Source organism: Microbacterium sp. 1262 (assembly GCF_040544895.1).
In the GTDB taxonomy this organism is placed as follows: Bacteria; Actinomycetota; Actinomycetes; order Actinomycetales; family Microbacteriaceae; genus Microbacterium; species Microbacterium plantarum.
Genome location: NZ_JBEPKU010000001.1, coordinates 2,527,246 through 2,550,562, shown reverse-complemented (window position 1 = coordinate 2,550,562; position 23,317 = coordinate 2,527,246). Strand labels below are relative to the sequence as shown.

The 23,317-nt window shown below is 69.4% G+C and carries 25 protein-coding genes; 7 read left to right on the top strand and 18 right to left on the bottom strand.

All coding sequences use genetic code 11. The features are described from left to right. Positions 1-79: 79 nt before the first annotated feature. From ABIC53_RS12105 to ABIC53_RS12085, 5 genes are all read right to left on the bottom strand, one after another. Positions 80-643 (bottom strand): dihydrofolate reductase family protein, encoded by a 564-nt coding sequence (locus tag ABIC53_RS12105; protein WP_354451646.1) that lies wholly within the window; start codon positions 641-643, stop codon positions 80-82. After that, entirely contained in the window at positions 640-1,578 is a 939-nt protein-coding gene (locus ABIC53_RS12100) for a hypothetical protein (protein WP_354451644.1), read from the bottom strand. Before ABIC53_RS12100 ends, ABIC53_RS12105 begins: the two co-directional genes overlap by 4 nt. A 21-nt stretch (positions 1,579-1,599) precedes the next feature. Beyond that, a complete protein-coding gene (locus ABIC53_RS12095; RefSeq protein ID WP_354451642.1) occupies positions 1,600-1,941 on the bottom strand; it encodes a hypothetical protein in 342 nt (113 codons plus the stop codon). A gap of 98 nt (positions 1,942-2,039) precedes the next feature. After that, complete coding sequence (locus ABIC53_RS12090) at positions 2,040-3,020, bottom strand: cation diffusion facilitator family transporter (protein WP_354451640.1); 981 nt, start codon at positions 3,018-3,020, stop codon at positions 2,040-2,042. Then, positions 3,017-3,514 carry a transporter substrate-binding domain-containing protein gene (locus ABIC53_RS12085; RefSeq protein ID WP_274178069.1) on the bottom strand — a complete coding sequence of 166 codons (498 nt, stop codon included), beginning with the start codon at positions 3,512-3,514 and terminating at the stop codon, positions 3,017-3,019. The genes ABIC53_RS12090 and ABIC53_RS12085 overlap by 4 nt, the downstream gene beginning before the upstream one ends. A 142-nt stretch (positions 3,515-3,656) precedes the next feature. Between ABIC53_RS12085 and ABIC53_RS12080 the strand changes: the two genes are divergently transcribed. Then, positions 3,657-4,943, top strand: coding sequence for an adenylosuccinate synthase (locus ABIC53_RS12080; protein ID WP_354451638.1), 1,287 nt, complete (start codon positions 3,657-3,659; stop codon positions 4,941-4,943). A 1-nt stretch (position 4,944) separates the two neighbouring features. Continuing rightward, positions 4,945-6,120 carry a lactonase family protein gene (locus ABIC53_RS12075; protein ID WP_274178071.1) on the top strand — a complete coding sequence of 392 codons (1,176 nt, stop codon included), beginning with the start codon at positions 4,945-4,947 and terminating at the stop codon, positions 6,118-6,120. 22 nt (positions 6,121-6,142) lie between these two features. Here ABIC53_RS12075 and ABIC53_RS12070 read toward each other — a convergent pair whose 3' ends face one another. Further along, positions 6,143-7,291, bottom strand: coding sequence for an AI-2E family transporter (locus ABIC53_RS12070; RefSeq protein ID WP_274178072.1), 1,149 nt, complete (start codon positions 7,289-7,291; stop codon positions 6,143-6,145). 88 nt (positions 7,292-7,379) lie between these two features. Here ABIC53_RS12070 and ABIC53_RS12065 point away from each other — a divergent pair, with 88 nt between their 5' ends. The 4 genes from ABIC53_RS12065 to ABIC53_RS12050 all read left to right on the top strand — a co-directional run bounded on the left by ABIC53_RS12065 (position 7,380) and on the right by ABIC53_RS12050 (position 11,224). Next, entirely contained in the window at positions 7,380-7,676 is a 297-nt protein-coding gene (locus tag ABIC53_RS12065) for a chorismate mutase (protein ID WP_023953263.1), read from the top strand. A gap of 314 nt (positions 7,677-7,990) precedes the next feature. Beyond that, positions 7,991-9,316 (top strand): quaternary amine ABC transporter ATP-binding protein, encoded by a 1,326-nt coding sequence (locus tag ABIC53_RS12060; RefSeq protein ID WP_269266842.1) that lies wholly within the window; start codon positions 7,991-7,993, stop codon positions 9,314-9,316. Then, positions 9,316-10,239 (top strand): ABC transporter permease, encoded by a 924-nt coding sequence (locus ABIC53_RS12055; protein ID WP_114588893.1) that lies wholly within the window; start codon positions 9,316-9,318, stop codon positions 10,237-10,239. The genes ABIC53_RS12060 and ABIC53_RS12055 overlap by 1 nt, the downstream gene beginning before the upstream one ends. A 73-nt stretch (positions 10,240-10,312) precedes the next feature. Then, on the top strand, positions 10,313-11,224 hold the full coding sequence (locus tag ABIC53_RS12050) for a glycine betaine ABC transporter substrate-binding protein (RefSeq protein ID WP_120263833.1): 912 nt from the start codon (positions 10,313-10,315) through the stop codon (positions 11,222-11,224). Positions 11,225-11,278: 54 nt separating this feature from the next. Here the strand turns inward: ABIC53_RS12050 and ABIC53_RS12045 are convergent, their stop codons facing one another. The 5 genes from ABIC53_RS12045 to ABIC53_RS12025 form a co-directional block, all read right to left on the bottom strand. Next, a complete protein-coding gene (locus ABIC53_RS12045; RefSeq protein WP_269266844.1) occupies positions 11,279-12,013 on the bottom strand; it encodes a hypothetical protein in 735 nt (244 codons plus the stop codon). Between the two features lie 28 nt (positions 12,014-12,041). Continuing rightward, positions 12,042-12,875: an efflux RND transporter periplasmic adaptor subunit gene (locus ABIC53_RS12040; protein ID WP_354451633.1), complete on the bottom strand. Its 834-nt coding sequence runs from the start codon at positions 12,873-12,875 to the stop codon at positions 12,042-12,044. A gap of 131 nt (positions 12,876-13,006) precedes the next feature. After that, entirely contained in the window at positions 13,007-13,165 is a 159-nt protein-coding gene (locus ABIC53_RS12035) for a hypothetical protein (RefSeq protein ID WP_162815495.1), read from the bottom strand. A 7-nt stretch (positions 13,166-13,172) separates the two neighbouring features. Beyond that, positions 13,173-15,494 carry a phosphoribosylformylglycinamidine synthase subunit PurL gene (gene purL / locus ABIC53_RS12030; protein ID WP_354451631.1) on the bottom strand — a complete coding sequence of 774 codons (2,322 nt, stop codon included), beginning with the start codon at positions 15,492-15,494 and terminating at the stop codon, positions 13,173-13,175. Positions 15,495-15,547: 53 nt separating this feature from the next. After that, positions 15,548-17,299, bottom strand: coding sequence for an alkaline phosphatase family protein (locus ABIC53_RS12025; protein ID WP_274178077.1), 1,752 nt, complete (start codon positions 17,297-17,299; stop codon positions 15,548-15,550). Positions 17,300-17,343: 44 nt separating this feature from the next. On the opposite strand from ABIC53_RS12025, the gene ABIC53_RS12020 reads away from it, so the two are divergent. Continuing rightward, the gene (locus ABIC53_RS12020; protein WP_354451628.1) at positions 17,344-17,994 is read left to right on the top strand and encodes a hypothetical protein; all 651 of its coding nucleotides are present in this window, start codon (positions 17,344-17,346) and stop codon (positions 17,992-17,994) included. On the opposite strand, the gene ABIC53_RS12015 is transcribed toward ABIC53_RS12020, so the two are convergent. The 7 genes from ABIC53_RS12015 to ABIC53_RS11985 all read right to left on the bottom strand — a co-directional run bounded on the left by ABIC53_RS12015 (position 17,930) and on the right by ABIC53_RS11985 (position 23,306). Further along, complete coding sequence (locus ABIC53_RS12015; protein WP_354451626.1) at positions 17,930-18,517, bottom strand: DUF1349 domain-containing protein; 588 nt, start codon at positions 18,515-18,517, stop codon at positions 17,930-17,932. The genes ABIC53_RS12020 and ABIC53_RS12015 overlap by 65 nt on opposite strands. Positions 18,518-18,532: 15 nt before the next feature. Then, complete coding sequence (locus tag ABIC53_RS12010) at positions 18,533-18,925, bottom strand: ester cyclase (protein ID WP_112615711.1); 393 nt, start codon at positions 18,923-18,925, stop codon at positions 18,533-18,535. 39 nt (positions 18,926-18,964) lie between these two features. Continuing rightward, the gene (locus ABIC53_RS12005; RefSeq protein ID WP_274178080.1) at positions 18,965-20,326 is read right to left on the bottom strand and encodes an ABC transporter substrate-binding protein; all 1,362 of its coding nucleotides are present in this window, start codon (positions 20,324-20,326) and stop codon (positions 18,965-18,967) included. Positions 20,327-20,364: 38 nt separating this feature from the next. Beyond that, positions 20,365-21,228, bottom strand: coding sequence for a carbohydrate ABC transporter permease (locus tag ABIC53_RS12000; protein ID WP_023953243.1), 864 nt, complete (start codon positions 21,226-21,228; stop codon positions 20,365-20,367). Further along, a complete protein-coding gene (locus tag ABIC53_RS11995) occupies positions 21,228-22,130 on the bottom strand; it encodes a carbohydrate ABC transporter permease (protein WP_378718933.1) in 903 nt (300 codons plus the stop codon). Before ABIC53_RS11995 ends, ABIC53_RS12000 begins: the two co-directional genes overlap by 1 nt. A gap of 208 nt (positions 22,131-22,338) precedes the next feature. After that, positions 22,339-22,779 carry a VOC family protein gene (locus ABIC53_RS11990; RefSeq protein ID WP_114588904.1) on the bottom strand — a complete coding sequence of 147 codons (441 nt, stop codon included), beginning with the start codon at positions 22,777-22,779 and terminating at the stop codon, positions 22,339-22,341. Positions 22,780-22,805: 26 nt separating this feature from the next. Then, the gene (locus tag ABIC53_RS11985; RefSeq protein WP_274178084.1) at positions 22,806-23,306 is read right to left on the bottom strand and encodes a GNAT family N-acetyltransferase; all 501 of its coding nucleotides are present in this window, start codon (positions 23,304-23,306) and stop codon (positions 22,806-22,808) included. Positions 23,307-23,317: the final 11 nt, after the last annotated feature.

Below are 23,317 nucleotides of genomic sequence, written 5' to 3'. Positions count from 1 at the left end.
GACCTCGGCCCGAGCGGTGCCAAGACCGCGCGTCATCCGGCGACACCTGTCGTAACAGGGGTTCGCGTCGGCGCGCGCCTTACGGGTTCCGGGCCCGATATCGCGTCGCCACGGCACCGGACCGGAACGCCGTACGGTCGACGGGGTCGAGTTGGATCTGCCGGTCCAAGCCGGCGAGCAGGGTCGGTCCACGCCCCGCGACGACCGGCTGCACGAGGAACTCGAACTCGTCGATGAGGCCGAGGTTCGCCAGGGCGGTCGGCAGGGTGACGCCGCCGACCCAGAGGCCGGTGCCCGGCTCGGCCTTCAACGCGCGAACGGCTGTCTCGAGGTCGCCCGAGATCAGCTCGGCGTTCCAGTCGGCGTCCGCGAGGGTCGACGACACGACGAACTTGCGCGCGCCGTCGATGGCTTCGGCGAACCGGATCTCAGCGGCATCCATCCATTCGGGCCACTCGCCCGAAGCCGGCCGCCGCCAGGCAGTCGCCATCATCTCGTACGTCACCCGGCCGAGGAGCAGTGCATCGACTCCCGCCATCTGCGCCGTCCAGAAGTCCATCGACTCCTCGTCAGGCGGCAGCCCCGCTTCGTGGTGGCAGCAGCCGTCGAGCGTCACGTTGATCGAATACCGGAGAGGTCTCATGTCGCATCCCGCCTGCGGCGGATGACGCCGCGACGCCAGTCTGGACCTGCGGGCATCGATATGCGAGGAGTCCAGGCCAAGAGGATGGCGAAGACGACGCGTGTCGCGAGCAAGACCGCCCAGATGGCTTCCGCCGAGCCGGAACGCGTGACGGCGAGCAGCGTCAACCCGGGGCCGGCCACCGCCCCGTACGCGATGACGAGGGCGGGCAGCCCGGCCGCCGTCGACAGCGCGATCTTCCGGTAGGAGTAGAGGACGCCTGCCCACGGTTCGATGAGCAGCTGCACGGCCATCATCGCGATGACCAGCCAGCCGAGCTGGTCGAAGACCGGCAGAGCGAGGCGCGAGATCGTGAGCGCCACCGCGATCGCCGCGAGCAGGACGAAGCAGTTCGTCTGGACCGTCGACAGACGCATGGCGTCCGCGCGCTCGCGACCGCGCTCGGCGATGACGAATCTCGCGCCCACCACGCCGAACTGCTTCAGCGGGACGATGACCGAGCGCATCACGGCCACCGAGAGCGCGACGACAGCACCGTCTGCGGGGGAGTGCGCTGTGGCCACCAGGATCGCCGCGGTGAAGGTCACCAGGAAGACCAGCCCGTCGACCGACGCCGCGGCACGCTCGCCGAGCGAGCGGACCACCGCGACGGGGTGCGCGAGAGCTTCGCGCGTCGCCGCCGCGAACATGGGCCACGAGATCATGTCCGCCCGCGCGAGCTGAGATCCCCGTACCAGCGCCCCCAGGATCGACGCGACCGACGTCGTGGCCCCCACTGCCGCGACGGCAGCAAGCGGGGAGACGCCGAGCACGACGACGACCGCCGCGACGGCCGCTTTCACGAGCGTCCCGGTGACCGCGGTGATCAGGTTCGTGCCGTCGCGGTGCAGCGCCTGGAACGCTCCGTTGAAGACGAAGCCGATCGGGGTGAGCACCGTCGCCGGGATGGTGGCGATTCAGTAGGCGGCGAAGAACCCGCCCGCGTCCGAGCGGCAGAGCACCGGGCTGAGCAAGGCGATCGCGATCGATGCGAGCAGCAGGAGCATCGCTGCCCCGACGGCCCCCGTCAGCTCGCCCTGGAGGGAGCGTCCCGCCGTGCGTGCACGAATGGTGGTGACCACGAAACCAGATGCCACGACCGTCACGATCGCGGCGGTCGAACCGCCCAGGCCGATCGCCGCCTGCACGTCGTCGGAGTAGGCCGTCGCCATGATCAGCAGGATGACGACGCTGCCGATCCCCGGCAGGAACATCGCGGATGCCGCCAGCGCGGCACGCCCCAGATAGTCGCGCCTCACGAACTCGATACTGTCAGTGACCCGATGGATTCAGACAGCGGTGGAAACTGGTCCGCCGATTCCGGCATCTTCTCGCTGTCTGGCGCTGCGCAAGCTCGTCACTCGCTGACCGGCACGACGATCGGCAGCTCGCGCACCGGCACCAGCACGATGTCCTGCACCTTCCAGTCGAGCTCGACGCAGCCTTCGCGCGCCGCCTCCAGCTCACCGAGGCTCGGCATCCGCCCGTCCCGCGGCACGACGAACGACTCGACGTGGAACACATGGCCCTCGTCGCGCACCCGGCTGCCCGCGGCCGACACCCACGGCAGGCCGGCGAGGTACGCGTCGATCTCGCCCGCGAGAGGATGCGGCTCGGCGTCGTCGAAGGTCGTCGCCCGCGCATCCATGAGGTCGACGATCGCGGCCCGCAGGTTCTTCAGCCCGTCGCGCAGAATGCCCGCCGCGATGAACAGCGCCGCCGCCGAGTCGAGCCACCAGAGGCCGAGACCGATGCCGGTGACGCCGACGATCGAGCCGACGGCCGTCATCCAGTCGGCCTTGTTCATATCGGCATCCGCGTAGAGCACCTTGTTGTGCAGCTCGCGCGCCAGCTTGAGCTTCGCGCGCCCGAGGAGGACGGGCGGCACGGCGGTCATCGCCATGACGCCGATCATGAGCCACCCGAGCCAGATCGACGCGCCGAACAGCTCGACCGTCCCGATCGTCGGGTGCTCGCCGCTCAGCAGCCCGATCGCCGACTCGACGATCAGGTAGGTGCCCATCGTGGTCAAGGCGACGGCCGCCACCAGGTGGCCGACCCCGACCGAGCGGTGATAGCCGTACGGATGCTTGAGCGTCGGCCGGCGCCGGTTGACCCGGATCGCGATGAGGAAAGCCAGCGGCGGGATGAACGACAGCAGATCCTCGATCCACGCCGCCTTCATCGCCTGGGAATTTCCGAGCACGAGGAAGACGAGGGTCACCGTCACCGCGAGGAATCCGATCGTGACCCATTCGAGCCGCACGGCGCGACGCAGCACCTCGACCTGACGCTGCGGCAGCTCCGTCTGCCCGAATCGCACCTCCGACCGGTTCACAGCTCGCCCGCCTTCGCCCGCTCCGAGAGGAAGGTCTCGAGGCGCGAGAGGAACGCGTTCTCGCCGAGCGGCACGAGCATGACGACCTTGAGCGTGCTGCCGTCCTTCGCCGTGGCCTCGGCATACGGGCGCGTGACTCCCGCCTTGTCGGTCCAGGGCGTCTGGTCGGTGATGCCGCCCGCGATGAGGTCCAGCCCGCCGTCCTCGAGTTCGCGCACCAGTGCCTCCTCCGAGCCGACCGTCCATTCCACGTCGGCGTCGAGCGAGTCGGCGAACGCTCGGATCGCATCGGGCTCGCTGCCCTGCGGTTCGTCGCCGTCGACCTGCACCCATTCACCGTCGGGGGAGACCCCGGCCCGCAGTGTGCCGCCCTCGACCGTGGCGAGCGTGCCCGACGGGTCGGTGGGGATCGACAGCCCGCACCCCGTGAGCGCGAACGACGATGTCAGCAGCAACAGGACCGCGCCGACCGCTGCGGCGAGCCGGTGGTGCATGAGACCCTCCTCCGTGCGCGTTCGATCGATACATCCGATCTGCGTCATCACCCTGGCGTGCGCGCCGCGATCTCCGTAAGGGGGTTGCGTCCGTGTCGATAGGATGGGGTGCAATCCCTCCTCGACAGAAAGGGAGATCCGCATGCCGGGAATCGTCATCGTCGGCGTCCAGTGGGGCGACGAGGGCAAGGGCAAGGCCACCGACCTGTTGGGCGACCGCACCGACTGGGTCGTCAAGTTCAACGGCGGCAACAACGCCGGGCACACCGTCGTCATCGGTGACGAGAAGTATGCCCTGCACCTGCTGCCGAGCGGCATCCTCTCGCCGGGCGTCAACGCCGTCATCGGCAACGGCGTCGTCGTCGACCTCGAGGTGCTGTTCGCCGAGCTCGAGGCGCTGTCGGCGCGCGGGCTCGACATCTCCCGGCTCAAGGTGAGCGCCAACGCGCACCTCATCACGCAATATCACCGCACGCTCGACAAGGTGACCGAGCGCTTCCTCGGCAAGCGTCAGATCGGCACCACCGGCCGCGGCATCGGGCCGGCCTACGCCGACAAGATCAACCGCGTCGGCATCCGCGTGCAGGACCTGTTCGACGAGAACATCCTGCGGCAGAAGGTCGAGGGCGCCCTCGACCAGAAGAACCACCTGCTGGTCAAGGTCTTCAACCGTCGCGCGATCACCGCCGACGAGATCGTCGAAGACCTGCTCTCGTACGCCGATCGCCTGCGTCCGATGGTCTGCGACACCGGCCTGCTGCTGAGCGAGGCGCTCGACAACGGCGACGTGGTCGTCTTCGAGGGAGGGCAGGCCACCATGCTCGACGTCGACCACGGCACGTACCCCTTCGTCACCTCGTCGTCGGCCACCGCCGGTGGCGCCGCGACCGGATCGGGCGTCGGCCCCAATCGCCTCGACCGCATCGTCGGCATCGTCAAGGCGTACACGACGCGCGTCGGCTCCGGTCCGTTCCCGACCGAGCTGTTCGACGAGAACGGCGACTTCCTCCGCTCGCGCGGCTTCGAGTTCGGCACGACGACCGGCCGCCCCCGCCGCGTCGGCTGGTACGACGCCCCGATCACGCGCTACGCGACGCGCATCAACGGCATCACCGACCTGGTGCTCACGAAGCTCGACATCCTCACGGGCCTCGACCGCATCCCGGTCTGCGTCGCCTACGACGTCGACGGCCAGCGATTCGACGAGGTGCCGGTCAACCAGTCCGACTTCCACCACGCCAAGCCGGTCCTCGAGTACTTCCCCGGGTGGAAGGAGGACATCTCGACGGCTCGCACGTTCGACGATCTCCCCACCGCGGCCCAGGAGTACGTCCTGGCGCTCGAGAAGATGAGCGGCACGCGCATCTCGGTGATCGGCGTCGGGCCCGCCCGCGACGCCGTGATCGTCCGCCACGACCTCGTCGACTGACGTGCGGCTGCTGCTCGGCGGCTACACCGCCGACATGGGCGGCGAGGCCGCGGGCATCGGCCTGCTGCACGCCGGCGATCCCGACGGCGCCACCGCCGACGGTCAGCTCTCGCTGCGGCCCGAGGTCGTCGCCGCGTCGTCGCCGTCGTGGGTGGCCCGCCATCCGCGCCGGGATGTCGTCTACGCCGCGCTCGAGTTCCGCGGCGAGGTGCAGGCCTACCGGCGCACCGGCCCCGACGCGTGGGCGCCGCTCGGGCGTCCCGTCCCGGCGGGCGAGGCCGTGTGCCACGTGGCCGTCGCGCCCGACGGAGCATCGCTCATCGCGAGCTGCTGGAGCGACGGACGTGTCGTCCGCATGAGCCTCGACGACGCCGGCATCCCGTCGGCTCCGGTGATCGCGCCAGCGGCCGTCGACCCGTACGGACCCGACGCCTCCGCCGAGCCGGCCGCAGAAGACCTCGACCTCGCCGCCGCCGCGCGGGCGCTTCGAGAGGCGGCCGGACCCGAGTTCGCGCACCTGGTGCCCGGCTCAGACGTGCCGGCGCCGCCGCATCCCGGTCCCGATCAGGATGCCGAGGCCGCACGCCCCTCGCGCTCGCACCAGGCGCGACACCTTCCGGGCGGTCTGATCGTGACGACCGACATGGGTCTCGACCTCGTGCGGTTCTGGCGTGACAACCCGCGGGGGCTCCGGCTCGTCCAGCAGGTCGCCCTGCCGCTCGGGAGCGGCCCCCGTCACACCCTCTGGCACCCGAGCGGCCACCTGTACGTGCTCACAGAGCTCTCTCGCGAGGTGTTCGTGCTGGGCGCCGACCGCGCCGGTGAATGGCGGATGCTGTCGGCGACGGGCCTCCTCGGAGCCCTCGACGACGACACGGCGGCCGAGATCGCCATGACACCCGACGGCGAGACCGTTTACGCGGGCGTCCGCGGCAGCAACACCCTCGGGGTGCTCCGCGTCCGCGGTGCCGGTGATCGACTCGAGCAGCTCGCGCTCGTCGATGCGGGGGTCGATTGGCCGCGCCACCACGTGGTCGTGCGCGACACCCTGCTCGTCGCGGGACAGCTCTCGAGCGAGGTGGTCTCGATGACGCGCGACCCGCGCACCGGGGTTCCCGGCCGCGTGCGCCATCGTGTAGCGGCCCCGAGCCCGACCTGCATCCTGCCGGTCGCGTGATCGCGTGCCCCCACCGCGGGGCTCAGTGCGGCAGCTTCTTCGCGTCCTGACGCGGGATGACGATCTGGTTGATGATGAGCAGGATCGACGCCGTGACCGGGATCGCGACGAGCGCGCCCAGCAGGCCTAGCAGGGTGCCGCCGACGAGCGCTCCGATGACCACGAGCGACCCCGGGACCGACACCGTCCGGTTCATGACGCGCGGCGTCAGGACGTATGCCTCGACCTGCATGTAGAGCAGGTAGGCCGCGGCGAAGATGATCGCCGGCAGTGGGGCGGTCGGGTTCGTCAGCAGCGTGATGACCGAGGCGCCCACCCAGAAGATCACGGTTCCGACGAGCGGGATGAGCGTGATCGCGAATGCGAGCACGGCCATCAGCGCCGCGAACGGAACCCCGAGGATCGTCAGCAGAATGAACGCGAAGGTCGCGTTCATGAGCGCGAGTACCACCATGCCCGAGAGGTAGCCACCGATCGACTCGGTGATCTGCCGGGTCATGTCGGCGACGGTCGCACGCGAACGCGCGGGCGAGATGCGAACGAGCGCGTTCTTCATGCGGGGCAGCGATGCGAGGAAGTACAGGCTCAGCACCAGCACGATGATCGAACCCGAGATGGCCGTGACGACGTTCACGCCGACCTGCAGCAGACCCCCGCCGATCGCCGCGATGTTCGACGGGTTGGTCACGAAGCTCTGCACCTCGTTGAGCACGTCGCTCAGGCTGTCGCCGAAGGTGCTCTCCAACCAGCGCACGGTGTCGCTGCGCAACATGTCGTTGACGATCGACGGCACGTCCTTCGCGAACTGTTCGACCTGGCGGACGACCGGCGGCAGGACGACCCACAGGATGCCGGCGATGATGAGCGCGAGCGCGGCGAACGTGATGACGATGCCCCAGGCGCGCGGGATGCCGCGCCGCACGAGGAACCGCACCACGGGGTCGAGCGCCAGGGCGACGAACAGTGCGATCGCGACGTAGATGAGAACCGTCGACAGGCTGGAGACCGCCAGCCCCAGGACGATCGCCGCGAGGGCTCCCAGCGCCAGGAAGAAGCCGGCCGCGAACGGCCGGGACAGCGCGCCCCAGATGGGCTGATCACGCGTGGCCGGCCCGGCCACCGGAGCGGAGGGCGCCGCGGGAGCTGGGCTGTTCGAGCGAGGCTTCGTCATGGTCACACTCTAGGCGCGGGGTTCACGGCTCGCGGTGGGGTCGCGAGCGCCTGCCGAGCAGATAGGGTCGGCGAGGGAAGGAGCCACCATGACCGACGCCACGACCGAACTCCACCGACTGCGGGCGAGCATCGACAACATCGACGCCGCGCTCGTCTTCATGCTGGCCGAGCGGTTCCGCTGCACGAAGCAGGTCGGTGAGCTCAAGGCGACTCACGGCATGCCCGCCTCCGACCCCGGCCGGGAGGAGCGGCAGATCGCTCGCCTGCGGCGTCTCGCCGAAGAGGCCGACCTCGACCCCGAGTTCGCCCAGAAGTGGTTCGGGTTCGTCGTCGCCGAGGTCATCCGGCATCACCGCATCGCGGCCGAGGACATCGCGGACTGAGGCTCAGTCGCTTCGACGACACCTGCGCGTGCGCGCGCGAATATCGGAATGGCCGATCAGAGGTCAAATCCCGAATCCGATTTGCGACTGACCCCCGAACGTGAAACGTTGGATGAGGCCCGCCGCGGGCCACTACCCGACCAGTCCGCGGTCGCTGGTGGCAACCCTGGGGGTGCCAGACCGGCGAACGTATGGTCGGCGGCCTGTGCTCGTGGATCCGACATCCGCAGCCGAGACGCCGTCGCGAGACGCGCGCCAGGAGGTCGCCACCCGGGCGTAACCGATGCAGCCTGCACCGGCTGCCGAGGTGACCTGTGACCAGTCCGTCTTCTCCGGGGGAAGCGACTTCCCCCGCTCTGGAAGCCAAGAATCTGTACAAGGTCTTCGGGCGCAACCCGAAGTCCGTCGTCGAGAAGCTGCGGGCCGGAGCCCAGCGCAACGAGATCGCCGACGCCGGGACCGCCGCCGTCATCGATGCCTCCTTCACCGTCCAGCCCGGTGAGATCTTCGTCATCATGGGCCTCTCCGGCTCGGGCAAGTCGACTCTGATCCGCATGCTCAACGGGCTGCACGACGCCACCGCCGGAACGATCACGGTGAAGGGCGACTCGATCACCGACGTCGCCCCCGCTCGCCTGCGCAGCATCCGTCGAGAGCGCATCGCGATGGTCTTCCAGCACTTCGCGCTGCTTCCCCATCGCAGCGTCGCCGCGAACGTCGCTTACCCGCTCGAGCTGCGCGGCGTCGGGAAGACCGAGCGCCTCGCGAAGGCCGAGGAGATCCTCTCCCTCGTCGGACTCGAGGGCTGGGGCGACAAGCTCCCGTCCGCCCTCTCCGGCGGGATGCAGCAGCGTGTCGGCATCGCTCGCGCGCTCGCCGCCGACAGCGACATCCTGCTCATGGACGAGGCGTTCAGCGCACTCGACCCGCTCATCCGCCGCGAGATGCAGGAGCAGCTGCTCGAACTGCAGCAGAAGCTTCAGAAGACGATCATCTTCATCACGCACGACCTCAACGAGGCCATGTTCCTCGGCGACCGCATCGCGGTCATGCGTGACGGCCGCATCGTGCAGATCGGCACGCCCGAAGACATCCTCACCGACCCGGCCAACGACTACGTCGAGCAGTTCGTGCAGGACGTCGACCGTGCCCGTGTGCTGACGGCCGCGAACGTCATGGAGCGGCCGCGTCCCGTCGTCGCCGAGTCCGCCGGACCGCGCGTCGCCCTCAAGCAGATGCGGGATGCCTTCATGTCGGCCGCCTACGTCGTGGGCCGCGACCGCAAGCTGCTGGGTGTCGTCACCGACCGCGACGCCGTCAAGCTCGTCCGCCGCGGCGAGTCGGCGCTGTCGTCGGTCATCAAGCCCGCGCCGCAGACCGTGAGCCAGGACGAGGTCCTCATGAACCTCTTCGTCCCGGCCGTCGAGTCGCCGCTGCCGCTCGCCGTCACCGATGCGGACGGGCGCCTCGTCGGCGTCATCCCCCGCATCACCCTGCTCGCCGCCCTCGGCCCCGGCCCCGGCGCGACGGAGGAGATCACGATCCCGCTGCAGCCGATGCCGCAGGCCGCGATCGACGAGGTGCTCGCGGAGGCGACCGCCGTCGACGGCGCCGCTCTCCAGAACGGGGAGGTGCGCTGATGGATGGTTTCCGCATTCCGCTCGGCCAGTGGGCCGAGGTCGCGGTCGACTGGATCCGCGACAACGTCTCGTGGCTGCTCGGCGCGATCTCCACCGCCGTCGGCTGGCTCGTCGGCTCGCTCGCCGACCTGCTGCTGAGCGCCCCGATCGTCGTCGTCATCGTCGTCGCAGCACTGCTCGGCTGGTTCCTGCGGTCGTGGAAGTTCGCGATCGGCACCGCGATCTCGTTCGCGATCATCCTCGGCGTCGGACAGTGGGTCACCGCGATGCAGACGCTCGCGCTCGTCGTCATCGCGACGGTCATCGCCGTCGTCATCGCTGTGCCACTCGGCATCCTCGCCGCCCGCAGCGACCGCTTCAGCGCGGTGATCAAGCCCGTGCTCGACCTCATGCAGGCGATGCCCGGGTTCGTGTACCTGATCCCCGCGATCGTGTTCTTCAGCATCGGCTTCGTACCGGGTCTGGTCGCGACCGTGATCTTCGCGCTTCCCCCGGGCGTGCGCCTGACCGAGCTCGGTATCCGCAGCGTCGATTCCGAGACGGTCGAGGCCGGGCACGCATTCGGCGCCACGCCGGGGCAGATCCTGCGCGGCGTGCAGCTGCCGCTCGCCATGCCGACGATCATGACCGGCGTCAACCAGGTGATCATGCTCGCGCTCTCGATGGCCGTCATCGCCGGTATCGCTGGTGCGCCCGGGCTCGGCAAGGAGATCGTCCAGGCGATGTCGACCGTCAACATCGGCACCGGTGTCGAGGCGGGCCTCAGCGTCGTCATCCTCGCGATCTACCTCGATCGCCTGACCTCCGCCCTCGGCGACATGAAGGGCCAGAAGGGGTCGATCCTCGGCGTGATCGGCCGTCGCCGGACAGCCGCGGCCGCCGCCACTGCCGCGGAGAAGCGCGAGCTCGCCCCCGCCGCCTGACCCCGCGGCATCCGAACGTATCCTCCCTGCACCACCCATACGGAACGAAATGAATCCATACGGAAGGCACACGATGAACAAGCGACACCTCACCGGGATCGTGGCGCTCGGCGCCGCGGCATCCCTCGCCCTGGCCGGCTGCGCGAGCGGTAACCAGGCCGAAGGCGGCTCTGGCGAGAACGGCGACAGCAAGGGAACCATCACGCTGGGCTACCTGCCCTCGTGGACCGACGGCCTCAGCACCGCGTACCTGCTCGAGAACCAGCTCGAGCAGCTCGGCTACACCGTCGAGATGCAGGAGCTCACCGAGGCGGGCCCGCTCTACGCCGGTCTCGCGCAGGGCGACGTCGACATCTACCCGTCGGCCTGGCCCGAGCTCACCCACGCCTCGTACATGGAGCGCTACGGCGACCAGATCGACGACCTCGGCGCGTACTACGACAACGCCAAGCTCACGATCGCGGTGCCCGAGTACGTCGACATCACCTCGATCGAGGACCTCGCCGCCAACGCCGACCGCTTCGGCGGCCAGATCTACGGCATCGAGCCGGGCGCGGGTCTGACCAAGCAGACGCAGGAGTCGATGATCCCCGAGTACGGCCTCGACGGCACGTACGAGCTCGTCACCTCGTCGACCGCGGCGATGCTCACCGAGCTCGACACCGCGATCGCGGCGCAGCGCGACATCGTCGTGACCTCGTGGCGTCCGTTCTGGGCCAACGAACGCTACGGCCTCAAGGACCTCGAAGACCCGCGCGGTGCGATGGGCGACACCGAGGCGCTGCACTTCCTCGCCACGTCCGGCTTCGCCGACGAGCACCCCGAGGCGGCTGAGCTGATCGGAAAGATCAAGCTGGACGACGAGCAGTACGCGGCGCTCGAGGACATGGTCGTCAACCAGTACGGCGAGGGCAAGGAAGCCGAGGCGATCACCGCCTGGCTCGAGGAGTACGGCAGCCAGGTCGACGGCCTCCAGACCAGCTGATCCCGTCTGACGGACAACGAAACCCCCCGGGGCCTCCCCGGGGGGTTTCGTGCGTCAGGATGCCGTCGGCGGCAGCTGCAGGGCAGCTTTCTCGGCCAGACGCTCCATCGCGGCATCCGACACCGCGATGAGCCCGTCGAGCTCGGCTCGCACGCGCTCGTACGCCGTTCGGCGCTCGGCGGGCGTGGCAGCTTCGTCCACCGCGACGTTGAGCAGACGCTTGGCCGTGTCGAGTCGGCGGCGCTCCGGCTCGCTGAAGGCCCGATCGCGCTGACGGCGGGCGTCGCGTTCCGCGACGTCGAAGGCGACCTCGGCGTCGGTGAGCGCATCGCGGTAGGCCGTCAGGTCGGCGGAACCGATGCGCGCCGACGTCGTCGGTGGGCGCAGGCCGTCAGCGACCTTCTTCGCGCGCAGGAACGCGGCGGTGAGCGGTTGCCGTCCGTCGCTCATGGCCGGGAAGGCGATGAGCTTCGCGACATCGAGTTCGTACTCGAGCCAGCGGTGCGTCAGGTCGTCATGGGCGTCGAAGAGCTGTTGCAGGCGAGCGCCGGTGCTCAGCTGTTCGTCATCCGCGGCGACCGGCGACGCGTCGCCGGCTCGGACGGCACCGGAGCGCATGATGCTCTTCGCCTCGGCCTTGGCGCGGATGATCTCGAGACGGCGCTTGTGCCGTCGCCGCGCGGACTGTTCGAGAGCCTTCGCCGCGCCGCCGGCTGCGGGTCCGATGATGAAGATCAGCCACCAGTAGTTGCCGGCGAACTGCCACAGTCCGGACCAGAATCCATCCACACCGCCATGCTAGCCCCGGGGCGCTGTGTCACTCGGGTGATGAGGGACGCCGGGGGCGGACGGGGCGATCGCGCCGCATCCGGTTCCACATCTCGGTCGACCGGGTGATCGCGCGCTGCGCGTTGTCGAGAAGGTCCTGCGCGACCTCCGCCCAGTCGGGCGAACGGTCATCGGGTTCGGGAAGCGCGCGCGGCGTACCCTGCGATGCGGCGCGCTCCGCCGCATCGAAGGCGTGGGTCGCCCGACGGACCGCTTCGCGGTAGGCGCTGTAATCGGCCGGGGACATGCGGACATCGCGCGAGGACGGTCGCAGCCACGACGCCTGCTGGTGCTCGCGGAGGAAGAGGTCCATCGGCGGCCAGCGGGCATCGAGCATCATGGGGAACCCGATCGCCTTCGCGGCATCCGTCTCGTAGTCCATCCACCGCGCCAGAAGCACGTCGTGCTCGGCCATCAGCCGGGCCAGCGGCATTCGGTCGACCTCCTTGCGCGAGGTCGGCATCATCGCCCGCGCCGCCTGCACGCCCGCGCGGCGCGCCTTCAGCTCGGCCACGGCGGCGCGTGCCTGACGCTCGGCGATCTGCAGGCGGCGACGGGCCTCCGGCACCGCTCCGGCTGTCGCGCGCGGGGTCGCCTTCTCGGCCTGGGCGCGCATCAGTTCCGCGCGGGCCACCTTCAGCTGCGCGCGAGCGTGCGTCACAGCCTGTTGCGCCCGGCGCAGGTCGAGCTGCGCGGCATCGAGCTCGAGGCGACGCTGCGACGGTCGTCCCCGGCGCAGGCCGGCCCAGCCGAGGGCGCCCGCGCTGGCTCCCGCCGGCGCGATCCACCACCACTCGGCCGCGAGCATGAGGATCGGATCCACCCCTTCAGCCTACGCACCTCGCCGAGTCCCGTCTTCGTCCCGGCTGGGGATACACCTGTCGGATCGGTGGTGCTGGTGCGCGGTCGAACCGGCTGTGAGGCCACAGCAGCCCCACGAGTCCTGCAGCTGTATCAGCCGAAGAGCAGCGCGAAGACGGTGGAGCCGCCGCCGACGAGGATGAGCGAGACGATCGCGACCCACGCGGTCACGCGCATGCGACGCGAGCGTCCGCGCGCGAAGCCGGCGTACTCGTCGTCCTCACCCGGCGGCGTCAGGTCGCGCCCGCTCATGACGCGCTCATGACGTCGGCACCTCGTCGACGATCTCGCCGAAGGCGGCGGGCAGCGTCGCGCGCGACGTGGCGCGGATCTCGGCGACGGGCACCGAGAACAGACCCTGGACGTCGAGCACGGACTCGACGCCCTCGGCGGCATCCGTCACGCCGATGCGGATGACGGGGTAGTTGCGTCCCTCGCAGAGCCCGCGGAACTTGACGTCCTCCTCGCGTGGCACCGACACGATCACGCGGCCGGTCGACTCGCTGAACAGCGCGGTCGCGACGTCGACGCCGTCGCGCTCGACGATCTCGCTGAGCCAGACGCGTGCGCCGACGCCGAAGCGGGTCGTCGCTTCGGCGAGGGCTTGGCCGAGGCCGCCGGTCGACAGGTCGTGCGCGGCCGAGATGAGTCCCTGCTGCGAGGCGGCCTGGATGAGGCCGGCCAGACGCTTCTCGGCGGCGAGGTCGACCTTCGGGGGCCGTCCGCCGAGGTGGCCGTGGATGGTGTCGGCCCACGCCGAGCCGTCGAGCTCCTCGGCGGTCGTGCCGAGCAGGTAGATGTTCTCGCCGGCGTCCTGCCAGCCCGACGGGATGCGGCGGGCGACATCGTCGACGATGCCGAGCACACCGACCACCGGGGTCGGGAAGATCGGCTGGTCGCCGGTCTGGTTGTAGAACGAGACGTTGCCGCCCGTGACGGGCACGCCGAGCTCGAGGCAGGCGTCGGAGAGGCCGTCGACGGCCTGACCGAACTGCCACATCACCTCGGGGTTCTCGGGGCTGCCGAAGTTGAGGCAGTCGGTGACTGCGGTGGGGTTCGCGCCGGTGACGGCGACGTTGCGGTACGCCTCGGCGAGGGCGAGCTGGGCGCCGGCGTACGGGTCGAGCTGGCAGTAGCGGCCGTTGCAGTCGGTCGCGATCGCGAAGCCGAGGCCCGACTCTTCGTCGACGCGGATCATGCCGGCGTCGTCGGGGAAGCTCAGGGCGGTGTTGCCCAGCACGTAGTAGTCGTACTGGTTGGTGATCCACGACGTGTCGGCGAGGTTCGGGCTCGCCACGAGCTGGAGGAACTGTTCGCGCAGCGCGTCGCCGTCGGTGGCGCGGGGGAGGGATGCCGCCGAGTCGGCCTGCAGGCCGTCGATCCAGGTCGGGTAGGCGACCGGGCGGTCGTAGACCGGGCCGTCGACCGCGACGGTCGAGGGGTCGACGTCGACGATCTGCTCGCCGTGCCAGAAGATCTGCAGGCGGCCGTCGCCGGTCACCTCGCCGAGCACGCTCGTCTCGACATCCCACTTGCCGACGACGGCGAGGAACGCATCGAGCTTCTCGGGAGCGACGATCGCCATCATGCGTTCCTGGCTCTCGCTCATGAGGATCTCCTCGGGCGTGAGCGAGGGGTCGCGCAGCAACACGTTCTCGAGGTCGACGCGCATGCCCGAGCCGCCGTTCGCGGCGAGCTCGCTCGTGGCGCACGAGATGCCCGCGGCGCCGAGGTCCTGGATCGCCTCGACGAGTTCGCCCGCGTACAGCTCGAGGCAGCACTCGATGAGCACCTTCTCCGCGAACGGGTCGCCGACCTGCACCGCGGGGCGCTTGGTGGGCCCGCCGTCGGCGAAGGTGTCGGACGCGAGGATGGAGGCGCCGCCGATGCCGTCGCCGCCCGTGCGCGCGCCGAACAGCACGACCTTGTTGCCCGCACCGGTGGCGTTCGCGAGCTTGATGTCCTCGTGGCGCATGACGCCGACGGCCAGCGCATTGACGAGCGGGTTGCCCTGGTAGACCGAGTCGAAGACCGTCTCTCCGCCGATGTTCGGCAGGCCCAGGCAGTTGCCGTAGAACGAGATGCCGCTGACGACGCCATACACGACGCGGGCGGTGTCGGGGTGGTCGATGGCGCCGAAGCGCAGCTGGTCCATGACCGCGACAGGACGCGCTCCCATCGAGATGATGTCGCGGACGATGCCGCCGACACCGGTCGCGGCGCCCTGGAACGGTTCGATGTAGCTCGGGTGGTTGTGCGACTCGACCTTGAAGGTCACCGCCCATCCCTCGCCGACGTCGACGACGCCCGCGTTCTGGCCCATGCCGACCATGAGGCGGGTCTTCATCTCGTCGGAGACCTTCTGGCCGAAGCGGCGCAGGTAGTTCTTGCTCGACTTGTAGGAGCAGTGCTCGCTCCACATGACCGAGTACATCGCCAGCTCGCCCGAGGTGGGGCGGCGGCCGAGGATCTCGCGGATCTTCGCGTATTCGTCGGGCTTGAGGCCCAGGGCTCCGTAGGGCTGCTCACGCTCCGGAGTGGCGGTGGCGTTCTCGACGGTATCTGCGACAGGGGTGCTCACGCGGCTGGACTCCAGGACTCGGGATGCCGGACGCGATCAGTCTAGTTGGGGGGTCAGGGGTTGTACGCGCCGAAGAGGCCGGTGCCGTGCTCGACCAGGGCGTCGTAGGCCTCGCCGTATGTGGATGGCAACGTGCTGCCGGGGTCGAATCGGGCGGCCAGGAGCCCGAGCAGTCCGCGCGCCGGTGGGGTGAGCGGGCGCTTGTGGTGCTTCTCGTCGGGGGCCTTGGCCGTGCCCTTCTCGGGATTGGGTGGCACATACAGCGACTGCGGCTGCGGCCAGGTGTAGGGCTGGCGCGGCGTCGTGAGGTTGACCGCGTTGAAGATCGGGTTGGCGGTCTCGTCGCGGACGTTGAGCGGCCGCAGCCCGTGCAGCCGGCACAGGGTGTTGGTCACCGAGCCGTGGTGCATCTCGTCGTGGATCACGGTTCCGGCCGCGGTGTAAGCGCTCACCACGATGGCCGGCACCCGGAGACCGAGGCGATCGAACGTGAAGCCCATCTCGCCGGGACCGCTCGCGTCGGGCGGCGCTGCCGACGGCGGGGCGACGTGATCGAAGGTGCCGCCGTGCTCGTCGAAGGTGATGACGAGCGCGGTGTTCATGGCGTTCGAGCCGGAGGTCGACGCACTCGTGCGGATCGCGTCGTAGACGTCCTGCGCGAGCTTGTCGCCGGCGCGGACGTCGCTGTCGGCGCTGTTGGCGATGCGGATGCGGCTGCCGTCGGGCAGCTCGAGCTCGCCCTCGCGGGTCGCGCCCCATGGCGGGTGCATGTCGTTGTGGTTGAAGACCATCCGCGGCTCGATGAACGCGTAGTCGGGCAGCTCGCCGTTCGCGGCATCCTCGTAGAACTGCTCCATGACGCGGAAGTTCGTCTTCCAGTAGCGCTCGAGCACGGGCGCGTGGAGCATGCCGGTGAGCGAGACGAGCTGCGTCGCGTCGTAGTAGACGCGCCACGACAGGCCGGCGTCTTCGAGCCGGTTGAAGATCGTGGGTGCCGCGGGGGCGTCGATCCACTTGTCGTAGTTGTCGCCGGTGTGGTTGACGACGTAGCCGTGCGAGGTCGAGGCGTGGAAGAAGCTGCGGTTGCAGAACGTCTGCGACGGCACCCCGGCGAACCAGCGGTCGTAGACCGCGAACTCGCGGGCGAGGGTCGACACCACCGGCAGCATCTCGGGCGCGAAGCCGCCCATCGCCGTCGTGTACTCATCAGCGGTCGGCTCGCGCTTCTTGGCGAGGCGGTAGTTGACGATGTAGTCGTGCACGAAGCCGTCGTTACGCGGTGCGCTCCCGGCGGCGGGTGCGTTGTACGGCGGCTGCAGTCCGTTGCGGGCGATGTCGGCGTTGGCGGGCGGGTCGATCGTCCCGAACAGCTGGGTGTTGACGTGGGGGTAGGTCTCGCCGGGGTCGGGCTGCGGCTGCTGCATGATGTGGTCGGTCGCGCCCGTGTATACGTGCGCGGGCACGGCCGTGCCGTCGGGTGCGGTGTTGGCGTAGTCGCCCTGCAGGATGCCGTCGAACTCGGCCGCGCTCTTCTCATCGGCCGTGTAGAGGTGGCCGAGCAGGTTGTCGAAGCTGCGGTTCTCGAACATGAGCACCACGACGTGGTCGAACCCGGCGACGCTGCGCGCCGCGAGGGGCGCGAACTCGGGCGGGTGCGCGGTCATCGCCGCCGTCACCGCGGCACCGGCCGAGCCCCCGATCGCCAGGCCCGCGGCTCCCAGGCCCGCGCGGCGGAGGAAGTCGCGGCGCGACGGGCGTCGGCTGGCCCAGGAGGCGTCGGTCTCATCGCGATCCGCGTCGGCCATGGGTCCCCTCCCTCGGTCCTCGGCGATCAGGCTACTCTCACACCATGGACGACGGCCTGCGTTTCGATCGAGGAGCCCGGTACGGTGCCGCGATCGTCGCGGCGATGTTCGCGACCTACCTCGCCGTCGCTTCCGACTTCTCCGCGATCGTGCAGGCCGAGATGTACGCCGGCACCATCACCAACGACATGCCGTACGTCGACACGCTCCAGTTCGTGCTCGTGGTCGCGACCCTCGTCGCCGCACTCGCCGTGCTGCCCACCTCGCCGATGCGTCGTCTGGGCGGCGTGACCCTCGCGTGCGTCGCGCTGTTCCTGTGGGCCACCTTCGGGTTGCTGCGCGGTGCGGGCCACCTCGCGCACCTCGATCCGCTGTGGGAGGTCGTGCTCAACCAGGGGTTCATCGCGCTGCTCGCCGGGGTGGGCGGCTGGGTGATCGCACGGGGGCGGCACCCGCTGTCGTGGGTCGTCGTCGTCGTCGCGCTCGTGCCGCCCATCGTCGGTCCGCGGCTGGTCGAGGCGAACGCCACGAGCGGCGGCTACGCGCTGGCGATGCAGGGCATCGTCGTCGTCGGAGGGCTGGCCGCGGTGTGGGCGGCGGCTGGTGTCGACCGGTGGGCGCGTCGGCGCTTCAGTGGTCGGGATGCAGCGACGCGTCGGCGGGTACGCTCCGCCACGACACGAATCGAACCGTGAGACCGGCGCGCGTCGGCGCGCAGCAGAACGGCCCGGCCGCGACCTCCGCCCGAGGATCGAGCGGCGCCACCCGGACGAGCCGCCAGTCCTCCTCGTCGACGCGGGCCCTGATCGTGACGGCGTCGCCCGACCTGCTCGCGCGCACGGTGACGACGCGACCAGCCCAGTCGGCAACGGGCGAGAGCGACCAGTCCGACATCCCGCGGGTCACCACCGCGCCCAGACTGTCGGCGCCGTCGCTGTGCTCGATCCCCGCCTTGATCCACGTCTCGTCGTCGACGCGCAGGAAGACGCCTGCCTGATCGAACTGCGCGGCGAAGTCGAGGACGAACGCTACTTCGACGGCGGTGTCGGGCTGCATCGGGGCGAGCAGAGCGTGTTCGTCGTCGTGGACGAACCCATACGACGTCACGCGCCAGGCATCGCTCCCCTCGCGTGCCGTGACGAACAGGTCGTCGCCGTCGAGCACGGCCTCCGCGGGTTCGTTGGTCCATGATCCTACGGACCAGTCGATGTCGGTCATGTGGTTCCTTCCGGTTCAGTCGCGCAACTGGGTCAGCAGGGCGGCGTGGTCGGTGGTGCCCGCGAAATCGACGATCCGGCCTCCCGCCAGCCGCAGGAAGCCGAACTCCGCGACATTGACGTGCCGTCGGGTGGGCCGGATACCGCGGAACGGCCCGATGTGCGTGCCGCTGGCGCGCACATGCGCGGCGATGCGGTCGTCCTCCACGACGAGCTGGATGCGGCGCACCTGCCAATCGGGAAAGGCATCGAGCACCTCGACGACGTCGGTCATCCAGGCGTCGGCTCCGCCCGGCAGGTGCGCTCGCCGGACGTTCGGGTCGATGAACGAGCGAATGGCGTCGAGGTCGTGGCGGTTGCAGGCTTCCAGGTAATCGGCGTACCAGGCGTGCATCTCCCACGGCTCCATCCGCCCATTATCGGCGGGTGGTGACCAGGTACCGCACCGTCAGCGCGACGCTACGGCGTTCTCGTAGGCCCGCATGGCGGCATCCTGTGCGTCCGCGAGCGCTTCCTCGGCGGTCTTGTCGCCGAGGAGGGCCGCCGTCACCGCGTTGTTCAGCTCGTTCTGGATGTCCTGCCCGGCGGGGGAGGACCCGAACGAGGTGCCGTAATCGACCACGTCGTAGTAGGTCGCTACGACCTGGTCGAAGCCCTCGTTGCCCGACGGCGTGACCCACTTCTCGCGGATCTCCTGGTCGGGCTGCGGCGATCCCGTGAACAGGCCGGTGTTGGCGCCGCCGTCGGCGGCACGCGTCGCAGCGCGTGCTTCGCCCGCCGCGTTCCACGCCTCGCCGCTCGTCAGAGCCGAGACCCACGCGCAGGCCGCGCCGGGGTTCTTCGCTCCGGCCGGGATGACGAAAGCCTGGCCGCCGGACACCGAGAACGGCTCACCGTCGCTGTCGCGGAACGGCACCGCCTCGATGTCGATCTGCTCGAGGTAGGGCGAGAGGACGTTCGGGTACCACTGCGCGTTGACCTGCGCACCGACCTGATCGGTGACGTACTGGTTCGCATCGCCGAACGTGTCGAACGCGTCGGTGAAGCTCTTCACCTGCGCGAACCCGCCCTGCGCGTCGTTGATCCGCTGCAGCAGCTCCATGCCCGCGAGGTTGCTCGGGTCGTCGAGGGTCGGCACGCCGTCGTCATCGGTGAGCTGGCCGCCCGCGCCGAGGATCCACAGCGCGGACTGACCGGTCGACACCGGGTCGAGGCCCAGCCGCGTCGGAACGCCGCCGGATTCCTGGTACATCTTCTCGATGGCGGCCAGCAGGACGTCGGGCTGCGAGGTGTCGATCTCGTCCGCCGTCACGCCCGCGGCATCCATCACCCGCTTGTTCAGGATGATGGCCGGCGGCTGGTAGAACTGCGGCGCTCCCCACACCTGATCCTCGTAGCGCACGTCGTCGACGACCGACTCGTACCACCGGTCGTCCGCGTCGACGTCCTGTGCCTCGAAGCAGCTGTCGAGCGGCATGATGAGGCCCTGTGCCGCGTACTGGGTCACGTAGCGGCGGTCCATCTGCACGACGTCGGGCACGTCGCCGCTCGCGATGCGGGTCGTGAACTTCTGCGAGTCGAAGGCCGTGGCATCCAGCTGCACCTCGACATCCGACAGCTGCTCCGCCGCGTAGTCGAGTCGCGCGGTGCCGACGTCGTCGGCGTTCTCGAAGCCCCACGCCGCGAGGGTTCCGGTGGGCGTCGCCGAGAAGTCGACGTCTTCCGCGGTGCCGGCGTCGTTGCTGCATCCCGCCAGCACGATGACGGATGCCGCGGCCACCGCGGTCGTTCCGATCAGTCGATTGCGCATGTGATTCCTCCTGTCGTGGTCCCGCGCGAGCACGCGGATCATCCCTTTCGGCCCTGGGTGGCGACGCCTTCGATGAAGTAGCGCTGCCCGAAGGCGAAGAGGATGAGCATGGGCAGCGTGACGATGAGCGAGGCCACCATCACGTACTGGTAGTCGCCCTGGCCGCCGGCGGTCGGGCTGTACTTGGTCATCGCGTAGGCGATGCCGAGCGGTGCGGTGAACTCGTCGACCGACCCGGCGTTGAGGTAGATGAGCGCGGACTGCAGGTTGTTCCAGCTCGCCTGGAACTCGAACAGGAACACGATCACGAACGAGGGCACCGACAGCGGCATCGCGATGCGCCAGAAGAGTCCCCAGTAGCTGGCGCCGTCGATGCGCGCCGCCTCGAAGAGCTCGCGTGGCAGGCCGAGGAAGAACTGGCGCTGCAGGAAGATGTAGAACGCCGACCCGAACAGGTTCGCGCCCCATAGCGGGACCCAGGTGCCGAGCAGGCCCGTCTCTTTCCAGATCAGGTAGACCGGGATCATCGTCACGGCGCCGGGGAGCATCATCGTGGCGAGCACCAGTCCGAACAGGAGCTTGCGTCCGGGGAAGGAGAAGTAGGCGAACCCGAACGCGACGATCGAGCTCGAGATCGACACCGCCGTCGCCGCCAGCAGCGCGATCGCGACGCTGTTGAACATCCAGCTGAGCAGGGGGAGCTGGTTCCACACCTCGGCGTAGTTCTCGGGCACGAAGGTCTGCGGGATGAGGCGGTTGTCGAACACCTCGCCGCGGGGCTTGAAGCTCGCCGCGAGCAGCCACGCGAACGGGTACAGGAACAGCAGGGCGAAGCCGGTCGAGATGGCGGCGAGCGTGACGCGGCCGGCGACGGTCTTCGGGGTGCGGAACCTCGTCGCCATCAGCGGTCGCCCTCGTAGTAGACGAAGCGGTTGCCGAACTTCACCTGGATGACCGTGACGGCCATGATGATGACGAACAGCAGCCAGGCCATGGCCGCCGCGAACCCGAAGTTGAACTGCCGGAACGCCTGCTGGAACAGATAGATGGCGTAGAACAGCGACGCCTCGGGCGACGCGTTGCTCTGATCCCGCCAGAAGAGCAGATACGCCTGGTCGAAGACCTGGAAGGCTGCGATCGACAGCACGATGACGTTGAAGAACATCGCGCCCGAGATCATCGGCAGCGTGATGGAGAAGAACTTCCGCACCGGGCCGGCGCCGTCGAGGGATGCCACCTCGTACAGCTCGACGGGGACGTTCTTCAGCGCGGCGAGGAAGATCACCATCGTGCCGCTGACGGTCCACAGCGCCATGATCACGATGCTGGGTTTCACCCACGCCGGGTCGACGAGCCATTGGGGACCCTGGATGCCGATGGCGGCGAGCCCCTGGTTGATCGCGCCGGAGTTGCCGTTGAGCAGGAGGAAGAACACCGCGGCCGTCGCGACCGCCGGCGTCATCTTCGGCAGGTAGTAGAGCGTGCGGAAGATCCCCGCGCCGCGACCCATCCGGTTCAGCAGCAGCGCGAGCACGAGCGCGAACATGATCTCGAGCGGCACGGCCATGACGGCGTAGAACAGCGTGTTAGCCAGCGATACGGCCACGCGGGGGTCTTCGAAGAGCCGGGCGTAGTTGTCGAAGCCGATGGGGCGTGACGAGTTCGTGGCGAGGTTGTAGCTGCTGAACGAGATGTACAGGCTGTAGATCATCGCCCCGACGGTGAAGACGAGGAATCCGATGATCCACGGCGTCAGGAAGAGGTAGCCCGCGAGCGCTTCGCGCTTGTTGTACTTCTGCCGGATGCGCCCCGGCCGTGTGGCGCCGACCGTCGTCGGTCGCGCGCGAGCGGTACTGCTTATGTCGTCCTCCAGGCCTCGAACCCGCAGGACCTGATGGATGCCGTCCTGTGGGGCCGAAGCTAGAAGAAGCGAGAAGCGGTTCCCCAGTGGCTTGACACGGCGGCATCCCTCGGGCAGTGCTCGCCGGGCAGCCCCGATCAGGCTGGCGTGGTCACAGCGACGAGGAGATGCCTGCGTGCTGGTTCATCTCCGCGACGAAGCTGGTCCCCGTTGCGACCACCTCGACCTTGAAGCCCGCCGCATTCTCGAGCCAGCCGGCGTAGTGCTGCGGGCCGCCGGCGTGCGGGTAGCGCTCCTGGTACAGCGGCATCCAGCCCGCGGCCGGGGCGTCGGCCATGATCGCATCGACCTCGGCGGCGGAGCCGCCGTGGAAGGCCAGATGATTCAGGCCCGGCCGCCGACGGTCGTGCTCGGCGCCGACCGTGTTCGGTGAGGTGGTGAGCGTCAGGTAGGCCCCGCCCGCCGCCCACGACTCGCCCTGCGGCCACGTGCTCTCGAGGTCGAAGCCGACCCGCCGAAGCAGCCAGCCCCAGTCGGAGCGTGCGCTCTCGATGTCGCTGACCCAGAGCTCGACGTGATGGAAACCTGCCATGGGTCCCAGTCTCATACAGACGCGACCTACAGCTTCGCGGTCATCTGCACGCGCGGGCCAAGGGCGTCGAGGCCGATGCGCTCCTCCGTCTCGACGAGCATGAGCTCGAACTCCGAACGCGGGTCGGTCACCGCGAAGCCGAGGCGTTCGTAGAACGGGGCGTTCCAGGGCACGTCGGCGAAGGTGCGGAGCGACATCCGATCGTGGCCGCGGTCGCGCGCGTACGCCATCGCCGCCTCGACGAGCTTGCGGCCGTACCCGCGGCGAGCGTGCTCGGGCGACACCGACAGCTGTTCGAGGTGGGCATGACCCTCGAGCTCGAGCACATGAACGAACCCCGCGACCACCCCGTCACCGACGTGGGCGACGAGCAGGAATCCCGGCTCCGCAGCGCGAGAAGACCCGGGCGGAGCCGGCCACCAGGTGGGCGGGTCGAGCAGATCGCGCAGCAGCGCGTCGGCGTCGTTCTCGATGTCTTCGAGGAGGTCCAGCTCGCCGGGGCTGGGCGGGCGGATGTCGAGCGGCACGGCCCGATCGT